This window comes from Bradyrhizobium sp. USDA 4538, from assembly GCF_024171045.1.
In the GTDB taxonomy this organism is placed as follows: Bacteria; Pseudomonadota; Alphaproteobacteria; order Rhizobiales; family Xanthobacteraceae; genus Bradyrhizobium; species Bradyrhizobium australafricanum.
In genome coordinates this window covers 946039-958703 of record NZ_JALJZE010000001.1, presented here as the reverse complement: position 1 = coordinate 958703, position 12665 = coordinate 946039, and the positions used below count along the sequence as shown (strand labels likewise).

Below are 12665 nucleotides of genomic sequence, written 5' to 3'. Positions count from 1 at the left end.
TTTTAGCGTCGGCATCGACGACGACACGTCAAGCCGGACGACGCGACCCGTCAGGTCACACCGGGCAAAGCAGCCCAAGCTCGATCAAGAAGCGGATCGTGTCTCTCGGCAGCAATCGGTCGATCCCGGGGACGATGACAAACTAAAGGGCAAGCTTACGATTTGCCGCGGTTGCAAGTAGCAGGCACCACTCCGGACGGACATTTGAATTGGCCCGTCATCTTGCGGGACTCTTGCCATGCAAGAGTCCGGAAATGGCCCATCGCGACATGTTCCGATGCTGCACAAATGACCGCTATAAGGACAACGCGGACGTAAGCTTCATCGCATGACGCCGCTGTGTTTATGGTACGTGCCCTAGTTGAACGCCATGCCGCCGCTCATCGCGATGGTCTGTCCGGTCATGTAGGGATTGTTGACCAGCAGCATCACGGCCTGTGCCACCTCTTCCGCTGTGCCGAAGCGGCCGACCGGGATCCGGCTGACCAGCTCGCTCTGTCCCCTCATCATGTCGGTCTCGATCAGCGACGGCGCGACGGCGTTGACGGTGATGCCCTCCTTGACTAGGCGCGCGGCATAGCCGCGGGTCATCCCCTCCATCGCCGCCTTGGATGCGTTGTAGTGCGGCCCGATCGAGCCGGCGCCGCGCGCCGCGCCGGAGGAGATGTTGACGATGCGGCCCCATTTTCGGGTGCGCATCATCGGCAGCACCGCTTGCGTGCACAGGAACGCCGATTTGAGATTGACCGTGATGGTGCGGTCGAAATCCTCTTCGGTGAGGTCGTCGACACCCCTGACGATGGCGATGCCGGCATTGTTGACGAGGATGTCGACCGGGCCGAGCTCGGATTTGGCGCGCTGGACCAGCGCGGTGACGGCGGCAGCTTCCGAGACGTCGGCGGCGATCGCGACGGCGCGGCCGCCGGCGGCAATGATGCCCTTCGCTAGCGTCTCCGCCTCGGCCGAGCGCTCGCGATAATTGATGGCGACGGCTGCGCCGGCATCCGCCAGCATCTTGACGATGGCCGCGCCGATGCCGCGCGATCCGCCGGTCACCAGCGCCACATGTCCGTGCAGACTGCTTGTTGTCATCAAGGTCACCCTGTTCGACGTCCCCTCGCAGGCTCGCAAACGGGAAGGCGCGGCGCAATGCAACTCTGCTCAAATCTGCGTTGGAGGCCGCCGCGCGGCGAAAAACCGGCTTCCGGGGCCGGAATCGGCCTTGCGTCCGGCCCGGGCCGGCGGCAATGGTTGGGACATCACTTCTTAGCCCACCCACGAGAGATCGATGAGCAAACTGATTGTCCGCGCCGGCGAGTTCACCTTTGACGCCCGTTTCGAGGAGCAGCTGGCGCCGAAGACGGTCGCCGCGTTCCGCAAGGCGATGCCGTTCGAGAGCCAGGCGATCCACGTGCGCTGGAGCGGCGAGGGCGTCTGGATGCCGCTCGGCGATCTCGACTTCGGTGTGTCCTACGAGAACCACACCAGCTATCCGGCGCCGGGCCAGATCATCCTCTATCCGGGCGGCATCAGCGAGACCGAAATCCTGCTCGCCTATGGCGGCGTGCATTTCGCCAGCAAGATGGGCCAGCTCGCCGGCAATCATTTCATCACGCTGACCTCGGGGCTGGAGAACCTCACCGCGTTCGGCAAGACCGTGTTGTGGAAGGGCGCGCAGAACATCCGCTTCGAGGAAATCTGATGTGACCGAGGCCCGCTATCCGCGCGATCTCCGCGGCTACGGCCGCAATCCGCCCGATCCGAAATGGCCCGACGCGGCGCGCATCGCCGTGCAATTCGTGGTCAATTTCGAGGAGGGCGGGGAGAACAACATCCTGCACGGTGATCGCGCCTCGGAAGCGTTTCTGTCCGACGTGCTCGGCGCGCAGCCCTGGGTCGGCCGGCGGCACGCCAATATCGAGACGATGTTCGAATATGGCGCGCGCGCCGGCTTCTGGCGGCTGTGGCGGATATTCACCGAGCGGAAGCTGCCGGCCACGGTGTTCGGCGTCGCGATGGCGCTGAAGCGCAATCCGGACGTTGTCGCCGCGATGCAGGAGGCGGGCTGGGACATCGCAAGCCACAGCCTGCGCTGGGTCGAGCACAAGGACATGTCGGAGGACGAGGAGCGCGAGGAGATCGCTCGCGCCATTGCCGTGCATGCCGAGGCGACAGGCGCGCGGCCGCTCGGCTGGTACACCGGCCGCTCCTCGATCAACACGCTGCGGCTTTTGATGGAGGCGGGCGGCCTGCGCTATCTCTGCGATTCCTATGCCGACGATCTGCCGTACTGGATCAAGGCAACCGGCACCGAGCCGCATCTCGTGATCCCCTATACGCTCGATGCCAACGACATGCGCTTCATCAACGCGCAGGGCTTCGGCGGCGGCGAGGAGTTCTACACCTACCTGAAAGACAGTTTTGACGTGCTCTATGCCGAGGGCGCGACCTCACCGAAGATGATGTCGATCGGTCTGCATTGCCGCGTCGTCGGCCGTCCCGGCCGCGCCGCGGCGCTGATGCGCTTCCTCGACTACATCCAGAAGCACGACCACGTCTGGGTGCCGACCAGGCTTCAGATCGCCGAGCATTGGCACGCCAATCTGAAGCATCTCGCCGAGCAGGCGTTCGAGATCGGCTAGGCGATCGTTAGCGGGCCGCTGCCTCCTCGCCTCGCCCCGCCTGCGGGGAGGGGCCGGAACGCATCGACAGATGCGTTCCGGGTGAGGGGGAGTCTCCGCGAGTCCAGCTGCCGCCATTTGCGCGGAGAGAGCCCCTCACCCCAACCCTCTCCCCGTAAGAACGGGGCGAGGGGGCGCAGTGCCGTTGCGGGCACCATCCGCCCTTTTCTTCGACCTCAGTGCCCGGCCATGTGCCGGCCGATCTCGGTGAGGTCGGCCTCGCTGGCGCGGGCCTCATGCACGAAGGCGCCGTGGAACATCACGACCAGCCGATCCGACAGCTCCAGCAGCTCGTCGAGGTCTTCACTGACCAACAGCACCGCCGCGCCGCGGTTGCGGGCGGCCATGATCTCGGCGTGGATCTGCGCCACCGCCGCGAAGTCGAGCCCGAAGCAGGGATTGGCGGCGATCAGCACCTCGACGTCGCCCGAGAGCTCGCGCGCCAGCACCGCGCGCTGCACATTGCCGCCCGACAGCGCCGCGATCGGCGTCTCCGGCGTGCGGGTCTTGATCTTGTAGCGATTGATCTTGCGCTCGGCGTCGTTGCGGAAGGCCGAGCGGTTCAGCCACCAGCCGCCGCGCGCGAACGGGGCACGATCGAATTCGCGGAATGCGATGTTGTCGGCGACGCTCATGCCGCCGACGCAGGCGTTCTTCAGCGGCTCTTCCGGCAACAGCGACATCCTGTGGCGCCGCATCTCCGCGCGGCTCGCCGCATAGGTCTCGCCCTGGACGCGGATCGCGCCGCTCTCGGCCTCGCGCTGGCCGGCCAAGACCTCCACGAGCTGGCGCTGGCCGTTGCCGGACACGCCGGCGATGCCGACGATCTCGCCGCTTTTCACGGTCAGCGACACGCCGTGCACGGCGATCGCGCCGGCATCGTCAAGCGCGGTGAGCCTGTCGAGCTCAAGCCGCGGCGCGCCGGTCTCGCCGGTGCGCGGCGGCTGCACCGTCAGCTGCTCGGCGCCGATCATGGTGCGGGCCATCTCGTCCGGCGTCAGCTCGGCAACCCGGCCGCTGCCGGCGAGCTTGCCGCGGCGCAGGATGGTCACCTCGTCGGCAAAGGCCATCACCTCGCGGAACTTGTGCGTGATCATCAGGATGGTGAGCTCGCCCGCGACCACCATCGCGCGCAGCATGCCGAGCACCTCGTCGGCTTCGCCCGGCGTCAGCACCGAGGTCGGCTCGTCCAGGATCAGGAAGCGCCGCTTCAGATAGAGCTGCTTGAGGATCTCGCATTTCTGCCGTTCGCCGGCGGAGATATCCGAGACCTTTGCGTCGAGCGGCACCTTGAACGGCATCCGCGCCAGGAAGGCCTCCAGCTCCTTCTTCTCCTTGCGCCAGTCGACCACGGCAGGCACGTCGTCGCGCGCCAGCACCAAATTCTCGGCAACCGTCATCGCCGGCACCAAAGTGAAGTGCTGGTAGACCATGCCGAGCCCGAGCGCATGCGCGTCCTTCGGATTGGCGATCGCCTGCTGGCGGCCGCCGACAATGATGTCGCCTTCGGTCGCGTGGTAGTAGCCCATAATGCATTTGACGAGCGTGCTCTTGCCCGCGCCGTTCTCGCCGAGCAAGGCGTGGAACGAGCCGGGACGCACCTTGAGCTCGACATTGTCGAGCGCTGTGAAGTCGCCGAACCGCATCGTCATGGCGATGGCGTCGACGCCGAACGCGCCTGATGGTGCGGGCGGCTCGCCGATGATCACGACAGCGCCCCGATCAGGTCGGCGGATCTGGTCACCGCGCCGAACACGCCGCCCTGCATCTTGATCATCTTCAGCGCGTGATCGTGATTGCCCTTGTCGGTCGCGCCGCAACAGTCCTCGACCAGCACGCATTCGAAGCCGCGGTCGTTGGCCTCGCGCATCGTGGTGTGGACGCAGACATCGGTGGTGATGCCGGTCAGCACGATGTTCTCGATGCCACGCAGCCGCAGCATCAGCTCGAGGTCGGTGGCGCAGAACGAGCCTTTTCCGGGCTTGTCGATGATTGGCTCGCCCGGCAGCGGCGCGAGGTCCGGAATGATTTCCCAGCCGGGTTCGCCGCGCACCAGGATGCGGCCGCAGGGGCCGGGGTCGCCGATGCCGGCGCCGATCTGGCGCGAGCGCCAGCGCTTGTTGGCTGGCAGGTCGGCCAGATCAGGCCGGTGCCCCTCGCGCGTATGGATGATGTGAAAGCCCTGCGCGCGCATTACCGCGAGCAGCTTCCTGATCGGCTCGATCGGCGCCCGGGTCAGCGAGAGGTCGTAGCCCATCTTGTCGACATAGCCGCCGACGCCGCAGAAATCGGTCTGCATGTCGATGATGATGAGTGCGGTATTCTCTGGCCGCAGATCGCCATTGTAGGGCCAGGCGTAGGGCTCGGACTTGATGAAGCGCTCGGGCATGAAATGATCTTTCGAGATGCTATCGGGTGATGGACAATTCGGCGGGTGCGCCGGTCAGCGTGCGCTTCGGCGAGCAGGTGATGATCATGATCGCGAGCGTCAGGATGTACGGCGCGGCGTTGAACAAATGATAGCCGGAGGTGATGCCGACCGATTGCAGCGCGGGCCCGAGTGCGGCCGCGCCGCCGAAGGCGAGCGAGGCCCACAGGCACAGCATCGGGTCCCAGCGCGCGAAGATCACCAGCGCCACCGCCGTGATGCCCTGTCCCGAGGAAAGGCCCTCGTTCCAGCTGCCGGGATAGAACAGCGACAGGAACGAGCCGCCGATGCCGGCGAGGAAGCCGCCGACCATGGTGGCGCGCAACCGGATCAAGAGCACCGAATGGCCCATCGCGCGCGCCGCATCGGCGCTCTCGCCGGCGGTGCGGATCAAGAGGCCCCAGCGCGTGGTCCTGAAGGCCCAATAGAGCAGCGGCGCGATCGCGACGCCGATCAGGAACAGCACGTTGATGCGCAGCGCCGCGCGGACCTGCGGGATGTCGCTCCACCAGCCGAAATCGATCGCGGGCAGCCTTGCCGCCGTCGGCTCGATCAGCGGCTTGCCGAGGAAGAACGCGAGGCCGGTGCCGAGCAGCATCAGCGCGATGCCGACCGCGATGTCGTTGACCCGCGGCAGCGAGCAGATCCCGGCATGCAGCGCGCCGAACAGCGCGCCGGTGATGCCGGCCGCGAGCACGCCAAGCCACGGCGAGCCCGAGAGATAGGAGATGCCGTAGGCGCTCATCGCGCCCATCACCAGCGTGCCCTCGAGGCCGAGATTGATGCGGCCACTTCGCTCGGTGATGCACTCGCCGAGGCTGACGAACAGGAACGGCGTCGAGACGCGGATGGCGCCGCCGAACACGGCCAGCGGAACGGTCCAGAGCCCGAGCGATGCGTCCGCCATGTCAGGACTTTCCCTTCAGGAAGCCGATGCGCCCGTAGAGCGCGTCGCTGGCCAGCACGAACACGAAGATGATGCCTTGCAGCACCAGCACGGAGGCGTCGGGCAGGCCGAGCCGCCGCTGCAGCAGGCCGCCGGAAGCCGAGATGCCGCCGAGCAGGATCGCCACCGGAATGATCGCCAGCGGATTCTGCCGCGCCAGGAACGCAACCAGGATGCCGGTGAAGCCGTAGCCCGCCGCGAGATTGGCGTTGGTGCGGCCCTGCACGGCCGCGACCTCGATCATGCCGGCAAGGCCGGCGCAGCTGCCGGCGAGGAAGCAGACGGTCAGGATCAGCTTGCCGACGCTGAGCCCGACGATCTTGGCGGCGCGGATGTTGCCGCCGGCGACGCGCGCCGCGAAGCCGAAAGTGGTGTGATAGATCAGGATGCAGGCGACGATGGCGGCGACGAGGCCGAACGCCAGGCCCCAATGCACGTCGGTGCCGGGAATGGTGCCGATCATGTTGGCGGCGCCGATCTCGCGCGTCGACGGCTTGTTGAGGCTCGCCGGATCGCGCATCGGGCCCTCGACCAGATGGTTGAGGATGGCAAGCGCGATATAGACCAGCAGCAGGCTCGAGATCGTCTCGTTGACCCCGCGATATTGCCGCAGGCCGCCCGACAGCGTGATCCAGAGGCCGCCGCCGATCATGCCCGCGATCACCATGGCGATCTGCACCACGATCGGCGCTGCGCCTTGCAACGCCAAGGCGGCCGCGGTCGCCGACAGCGCGCCGATCAACAACGCGCCTTCGCCGCCGATGATCACCATGCCGAGCTGCGCCGGCAGCGCCGTGCACAGCGCGGTCAGGATCAGCGGCGCGGCGCGGGTCAGCGTGTTCTGCCAGGAGAAGGCGGTGCCGAACGCGCCGTAATACATGTAGAAATAGAGATCGAGCGGGTTCTTGCCGTAGAGCGCGACAAAGCCGCCGAACACCGCGAGCGCGCCGACCAGCGCCGCGCCCGGGATCAGGATGTATTCGATGCGCGCGCCGTGGCGCTGGAGGAATCCGGGATCGGCGGCCGGAGCGATGCCGGCCGCCTCCACCGATTCCGCCGTCTCGGTCGTCACGCGGTGGCTCCGATCACGCCCTCGACGAGATAGTCCATCTTCTCGAGTTCGGGATCCTGCTGGCCGCGATCGGTGCCGGAAGCGATCACCGTCTTGCCCTTGTTGTCGACGAGCGGGCCCTTGAAGATCGTAAACTCGCCGGCCATGAACTTGGCCTTGACGTCGTCGGCGTGCTTGCGTGCCTCGGCGGACACCATCTCGCCATAGGGCGACACCTTGACGATCTCTTCCTTGAGGCCGCCGCGATAGAAGTTCGGGATCGCTTCGCCGGCGGTGATCATCTTGACGAATTTCGGATAGAGCGCCTCCCAATTCCACTCGGCGCCGGTGAGATAGGCCTTCGGCGCCAGCGGCGACTGGTTGACGTGATAGCCGCATACGAGAGCGCCGCGGCGCGCGGCGTTCTCGACCATCGTCTTCGGTCCGTCGACATGGCAGGTCAGCACGTCGACGCCCTGGTCGATCAGGCTGTTGGTAGCCTCGGCTTCCTTGACCGGCATCGACCAATCGCCGGTGAAGATCACCTGCGTGGTCGCCTTCGGATTGGCGAGCCGGGCGCCGAGCGTGAACGCGTTGATGTTGCGCAGCACCTGCGGGATCGGCTTGGCGGCGACGAAGCCGAGCTTGCCGCTCTTGGTCGAATAGCCGGCCACGATGCCGGAGATGTATTGCGCCTCGTCGATATAGCCGAAATAGCTGCCGGCGTTCTTCGGGTCCTTGTCGGACCACAGGCCGCCGCAGTGCTCGAAGCGCAGTTTTGGAAACTTGCCCGCCATCTTGAGGACGTGCGGGTTGTAGTAGCCGAACGAGGTCGGGAACATGAGCGTGGCGCCGTCGAGATTGATCATGGACTCGATGGTCTTCTCGACTGCATCGGTCTCCGGCACCTTTTCTTCCTCGACCACCTTGATGCCGGGAAGCTTCTTCACCGCCACGGCTCCTTGCGCGTGCGCCTGGTTGTAGCCGTAGTCGTCGCGCGACCCGACATAGATGAAGCCGATCGTGGTTTCCGCTGCCGCCGCGCCACGAATGCCAAGCGTGCCGCCGAGCGCCAGTGCGGCGCTGCCCTGCAATAAATGCCTTCTTGAAATCCTGCCAAAATCCATCGCCTGCTCCCTCCAGCGGGTCCGGCCCGCCTGTCCTTGTCGCAGCCGCCTGACGGCGGAGCTTGGGGGAAGTGTCGCAAGCTTCATGCCAGAGCATGTTTGGCGATCAGTCTTCCGTAAATGATTGAATGTACGTGAGAATGGTGATCGGTCCCGGAACGCTCGGAAGCCGATTGAGATCGATTTGCCTATTTTATGAGCGATCGATCGCTGTTGTATGCAATGCCGTTAAGCAGTCGATAACCGCCGGACAGCCGGTGCGAGCCCGGTCGAGACCTGCGCACAACGCGCCATTTGCCGGCTGGTGAATCGGATCGGGCCTGCTACGAGTGAAGCGGGCTCCGGCGGCCGCGTTGGATTGATGGGAAACAGCATGAGCGAGACAAAACCGTCCTCGAAACCGTCTTCCCTTGGCGACGAGATCGTCGCGCGGATCAATCAGCTCGCGACGATCTCCGAGACGCCGGAGCATCTGGCGCGAATCTTCCTCACCGACGAGCACCGCAAGGCGGCCGATCTCATCCTGTCCTGGATGCGCGAGGCCGGCATGAGCGCGCATCTCGATGCGATCGGCAATGTCTGCGGCCGCTACGAAGGCGAGCAGCCGGGCTTGCCGGCGCTGATGCTCGGCTCGCACTACGACACCGTGCGCGACGCCGGCAGATGGGATGGCCCGCTCGGCGTCATCACCGCAATCGCCTGCGTCGCCGATCTGAACCGCCGCGGCAGGCGGCTGCCGTTTGCGATCGAGATCGTGGGCTTTGCGGACGAGGAGGGCGTGCGCTTCGCCTCGACCCTGCTCGGCAGCCGCGCGGTCGCCGGCACCTTCGACGAGAGCGTGCTCAACACGCGCGACCGCACCGGGAAGTCGATGCGCGATGCGCTGCTTCAATTCGGGCTCGATCCCGATCATGTCGGCAAGGCGGCGCGCGCCCGCCGCGAGCTGCTCGGGTATGTCGAGCTGCACATCGAGCAGGGTCCCGTGCTGGAAGAGAAGGCGCTGCCGGTCGGCGTCGTCAGCGCGATTTCGGGCGCGACCCGGCTTGCCGCCAGTCTCACCGGCGTCGCCGGCCATGCCGGCACGGTGCCGATGAAGCTGCGGCGCGATGCGCTGGCGGGTGCTGCCGAATGCATCGTTGCGATCGAGCAGTTTTGCAGGTCCGACGAACAAGGCCTCGTCGGCACCGTCGGCTATGTCAACGCGATGCCGGGCGCCACCAATGTGATCCCGGGCAAGGTGTCCTTCACCATGGATATCCGCTCGCAGAACGACATGCATCGCAAGCGCGCCGTCGCCGACATCGTGCGGCAGATCGAGGCGATCGCAAAACGCCGCGACCTCGCCTTGCAGATCGACGTCACCCACGAGAACCGCAGCGTGCCCTGCGCGCCATGGCTGAAGTCCCAGATCGCCGAGGCCGTCGCGGCCGAGGGCTATGCCGCGTTCGAGCTGCCGAGCGGGGCGGGGCATGACGGGATGGCGATGGTGGATGTCGCCGATATCGGCATGATCTTTCTGCGCTGCCGCGGCGGGATCAGCCACAATCCGGCCGAGCATGTCGAACTCGCCGATGCCGACATCGGCGCGCGGGTGCTGCTGCGCGTCGTCGAGAATTTTCGTCCGCACGTTGCAGTGAATAGCTAAAATTGCGCGCTTCGCAGGCCTGCGCCGAGGGGCGCTTGCTGCCCACGTTGCGTCAGCACGCCGCAGGCACTGGTCAGGGGCCGCTGCCGGCCCGACCCATGCCTGATCCGGACAGATCAGACCACCGTTTCCGGCTCAGCTGGCCTATTTGCGGGCCGGGCGTGAAGCGCTAGACTTGGTGCAACGGGGGGTAGTGGACATGAGGTCGTCCGTCGTCCAGGACGTTCGGTTCCCAAAACAACCGGCGCTGCAGCTGATCTATGACACTGCACCGATCGGGCTCGCCTATCTCTCACCCGATTGCCGTTACCTTCAGATCAACCAGCGTCTCACCGAAATCTGCGGCATTTCGGTCGAAGGTCACCTCGGGCGTACGGTGCACGATTGCGTGCCCGCGCTGGCTTCGGCCGTCGAAGGTATCGTTCAGTCGATCATGGAGACCGGAGAGCCCGTCACCGACGTGGAGGTTTACGGCCAGCGCCCCGGCCACAATGACGAGCGATGCTGGATCACGCATTGGCATCCGCAGCGCGAACCGAACGGGAGCATCGTCGGCGTCAACGTTGCGGCCGAAGAGATCACCGATCGCAAGCGCAGCGAACGCGAGATCCGCGCCGCCCGCGACGCAGCCGAGAAGGCCTTGCACCATCTGCAGGAGACCCAGGCGTCGCTGATCGAGGCGGAAAAGCTCGCGGCGCTGGGCCGGCTGGTGGCCGGTGTCGCGCACGAGATCAACAGTCCGGTCGGCACCAGTCTCACCGTCGCCTCGGTGCTGGAGCAGAAATGCGCCGACTTCGCTGCCGAGGCCGCGCGCGGCAAGCTGAAGCGATCCAGCCTGAGCGATTTCATCGAGGTCGTCGAAAGCGCCTCGTCGCTGCTGGTCGGCAACCTCAAGCGCGCGGCGGACCTGGTGCAATCGTTCAAGCAGGTGGCCGTCGATCGCAGCTATTTCGACCGGAGCCAGTTCGATCTCGGCGCGGCGACCGAGCAGGTTCTCTCGAGCCTGCGTCCGGCCTTGCCGAAGAACAACCTGGCGCTTGAGGTCGATTGCCCGCCCGGTCTTGCCATGAACAGCTATCCCGGCCCTTATGGCCAGGTGCTGACCAACCTGTTCGTCAATTCGGTGGCGCATGCGTTTCCGGATGGCAAGGGCGGCATCATCGCGATCCGGCTCCGCGCCTCAGGCGCGGACCAGGTCGAGATCCTGTTCGCCGACAACGGTTGCGGGATGGATCACGACGTGCTGCGGCAAGCCTTCGATCCATTCTTCACCACGCGCCGCGATATCGGCCGTATCGGGCTTGGTCTGCACATCGTTCATAACATCGTCACGAACCGGCTGGGCGGAGAGCTCAATCTCGACAGTGCGCCGGGCATGGGGACACGCATGCGGATCACGCTGCCACGGGTGGCGCCGCGGCGCGGAACCGACAGTTGATGCCCACAGGGGGCGTTGAGAAGGAAATGCTCCCCGGTTTTCGAGCCGGAAAACGTCCTTCCAAGTAACCGCCGCAAAAGGCATTCCACTACCCTTGCTTCAGCCCCCGTCGTCGCGACATTCTCAGGGTATTCCTGATGGTTACGACGATGAGCCAATCCGCATTCGATCCCTTCGGCGAGCCGGTCCCCGCGGTCGATCCTTCGATCGCGAGCGAGGGCGTGTCGAAATGGCTGAAGACCGCGGGCACCAGCGTGTTCTGGGTGCTGGTGGTCGGCATCGTGCTGGCACGGGCCGTCTATTTCGAACCCGGCGTGTTCAGCTTCGAGCATGCCGTTGCCTGGGCGCAGGGTCTGTTCGCCGCACTCTAGCCGCAGGCCCGCGCGGGGCCGTCCTGGCCCTTTGCGTCTCCCGGATGATCCCCTCGAACGCGACCGCCGCCGGCACCTCGAGCCGCCCGGGCGATTTCAGTTGCCAGAGCGTGCGCTCGATATGGATGCCCTTGATCGGGATCACCTTCAGCTTTCCGAGCTTCACCTGATCGTCGATCGTCGCGATCGACACGATGGCGACGCCGACGCCTGATGCCACCGCCTGCTTGATCGCCTCGGTGCTGCCGATCTCGAGCGTCCGCTGCGGCTCGACGTGGTGGGCGGCCAGCGCCTGCGCGACCACCTCGCGCGTGCCTGAGCCGGGTTCCCGCACGATCAGGATCTCGTCGTTCAGCGACCGGATGTCGATCGGCCCCTGGACCGCCGCGAAGCGATGATCTGGACCTGCGATCAGCGCCATCACGTCGGTTCGCCAGGCTTCGCTGATCAAATTCTCGTCCTCGACCGGCCCCTCGACCAGCGCGATCTCGATCTCGTGTCCCAGCATCAGCGCGGCGATATCGCTGGTGTTGGCGCTGACGACGTGCAGATCGATGCCGGGAAAGGCACGGTGGAACACGCCGAGATATTCCGGGATCATGTAGGTCGCGATCGTCGTACTGGCACCGATCCGCAGCGAGCCGCTGTCGAGGTTGCGCAGCGCCTGCAGTTCGTCCTCGGCGGCGCGTTCGGCCGCGAACAGGGTCTCGGCATGCCGCGCCAGCGCCGCGCCCTCCCGGGTCGGCCGCACCCCCTTCGGCGTGCGGTCGAGCAGCCGGCAGCCGACCTGCAGCTCGAAATCCCGCACGCCCTTGGAGATCGCGGGCTGGCTGATGTGCAGGAGGTCGGCGGCACGGGAGAAACTTCCGGTCCTCGCCACGGCCGCGAACAGGCGGAGCAGATGCAGGTTGAGGGACATAACTTCTCTCTATCGGGGCAGTCCGAAAATATATTAGCCAAGAGGTGTGCCTTGGCGCA

General features: G+C 65.8%; 12 protein-coding genes. 5 read left to right on the top strand and 7 right to left on the bottom strand.

Annotated elements, in window-relative coordinates; all coding sequences use genetic code 11:
* Window positions 1–357: 357 nt before the first annotated feature.
* The gene (locus J2R78_RS04120; RefSeq protein WP_253587517.1) at window positions 358–1092 is read right to left on the bottom strand and encodes an SDR family NAD(P)-dependent oxidoreductase; all 735 of its coding nucleotides are present in this window, start codon (window positions 1090–1092) and stop codon (window positions 358–360) included.
* A gap of 196 nt (window positions 1093–1288) precedes the next feature.
* Here J2R78_RS04120 and J2R78_RS04115 point away from each other — a divergent pair, with 196 nt between their 5' ends.
* Window positions 1289–1702, top strand: coding sequence for a DUF3830 family protein (locus J2R78_RS04115; protein ID WP_016843084.1), 414 nt, complete (start codon window positions 1289–1291; stop codon window positions 1700–1702).
* Window position 1703: 1 nt separating this feature from the next.
* A complete protein-coding gene (puuE, locus tag J2R78_RS04110; RefSeq protein ID WP_253603043.1) occupies window positions 1704–2642 on the top strand; it encodes an allantoinase PuuE in 939 nt (312 codons plus the stop codon).
* 215 nt (window positions 2643–2857) lie between these two features.
* Here the strand turns inward: puuE and J2R78_RS04105 are convergent, their stop codons facing one another.
* From J2R78_RS04105 to J2R78_RS04085, 5 genes are read right to left on the bottom strand one after another with little or no spacing between them, the layout of a single operon-like run.
* On the bottom strand, window positions 2858–4390 hold the full coding sequence (locus tag J2R78_RS04105) for an ABC transporter ATP-binding protein (RefSeq protein ID WP_253603041.1): 1533 nt from the start codon (window positions 4388–4390) through the stop codon (window positions 2858–2860).
* On the bottom strand, window positions 4387–5070 hold the full coding sequence (locus J2R78_RS04100; RefSeq protein ID WP_225643493.1) for a cysteine hydrolase family protein: 684 nt from the start codon (window positions 5068–5070) through the stop codon (window positions 4387–4389). Before J2R78_RS04100 ends, J2R78_RS04105 begins: the two co-directional genes overlap by 4 nt.
* Before the next feature lie 19 nt (window positions 5071–5089).
* Window positions 5090–6016, bottom strand: a complete 927-nt coding sequence (locus J2R78_RS04095; protein WP_018270387.1) for an ABC transporter permease — start codon at window positions 6014–6016, stop codon at window positions 5090–5092.
* 1 nt (window position 6017) lies between these two features.
* Window positions 6018–7127: an ABC transporter permease gene (locus tag J2R78_RS04090; RefSeq protein ID WP_253603039.1), complete on the bottom strand. Its 1110-nt coding sequence runs from the start codon at window positions 7125–7127 to the stop codon at window positions 6018–6020.
* Window positions 7124–8233: a BMP family ABC transporter substrate-binding protein gene (locus J2R78_RS04085; RefSeq protein WP_253603037.1), complete on the bottom strand. Its 1110-nt coding sequence runs from the start codon at window positions 8231–8233 to the stop codon at window positions 7124–7126. Before J2R78_RS04085 ends, J2R78_RS04090 begins: the two co-directional genes overlap by 4 nt.
* A gap of 373 nt (window positions 8234–8606) precedes the next feature.
* On the opposite strand from J2R78_RS04085, the gene J2R78_RS04080 reads away from it, so the two are divergent.
* From J2R78_RS04080 to J2R78_RS04070, 3 genes are all read left to right on the top strand, one after another.
* Window positions 8607–9878, top strand: a complete 1272-nt coding sequence (locus J2R78_RS04080; RefSeq protein WP_253603035.1) for an allantoate amidohydrolase — start codon at window positions 8607–8609, stop codon at window positions 9876–9878.
* A gap of 199 nt (window positions 9879–10077) precedes the next feature.
* A complete protein-coding gene (locus tag J2R78_RS04075) occupies window positions 10078–11316 on the top strand; it encodes an ATP-binding protein (protein WP_253603034.1) in 1239 nt (412 codons plus the stop codon).
* Window positions 11317–11465: 149 nt separating this feature from the next.
* A complete protein-coding gene (locus J2R78_RS04070; RefSeq protein ID WP_038377517.1) occupies window positions 11466–11687 on the top strand; it encodes a hypothetical protein in 222 nt (73 codons plus the stop codon).
* On the opposite strand, the gene J2R78_RS04065 is transcribed toward J2R78_RS04070, so the two are convergent.
* A complete protein-coding gene (locus J2R78_RS04065; protein ID WP_253603032.1) occupies window positions 11635–12606 on the bottom strand; it encodes a LysR family transcriptional regulator in 972 nt (323 codons plus the stop codon). The two genes, J2R78_RS04070 and J2R78_RS04065, sit on opposite strands and share 53 nt — an antisense overlap.
* Between the last annotated feature and the right edge of the window lie 59 nt (window positions 12607–12665).

Excerpts from the sequence above, each read along its gene's own strand:
- J2R78_RS04070 (WP_038377517.1), top strand. The coding sequence starts at position 11,466 with ATGAGCCAATCCGCATTCGATCCCTTCGGCGAGCCGGTCCCCGCGGTC.
- J2R78_RS04075 (WP_253603034.1), top strand. The coding sequence starts at position 10,078 with ATGAGGTCGTCCGTCGTCCAGGACGTTCGGTTCCCAAAACAACCGGCG.
- J2R78_RS04065 (WP_253603032.1), bottom strand. The coding sequence starts at position 12,606 with ATGTCCCTCAACCTGCATCTGCTCCGCCTGTTCGCGGCCGTGGCGAGG.
- J2R78_RS04100 (WP_225643493.1), bottom strand. The coding sequence starts at position 5,070 with ATGCCCGAGCGCTTCATCAAGTCCGAGCCCTACGCCTGGCCCTACAAT.
- J2R78_RS04115 (WP_016843084.1), top strand. The coding sequence starts at position 1,289 with ATGAGCAAACTGATTGTCCGCGCCGGCGAGTTCACCTTTGACGCCCGT.
- J2R78_RS04080 (WP_253603035.1), top strand. The coding sequence starts at position 8,607 with ATGAGCGAGACAAAACCGTCCTCGAAACCGTCTTCCCTTGGCGACGAG.
- J2R78_RS04120 (WP_253587517.1), bottom strand. The coding sequence starts at position 1,092 with ATGACAACAAGCAGTCTGCACGGACATGTGGCGCTGGTGACCGGCGGA.
- J2R78_RS04095 (WP_018270387.1), bottom strand. The coding sequence starts at position 6,016 with ATGGCGGACGCATCGCTCGGGCTCTGGACCGTTCCGCTGGCCGTGTTC.
- J2R78_RS04085 (WP_253603037.1), bottom strand. The coding sequence starts at position 8,233 with ATGGATTTTGGCAGGATTTCAAGAAGGCATTTATTGCAGGGCAGCGCC.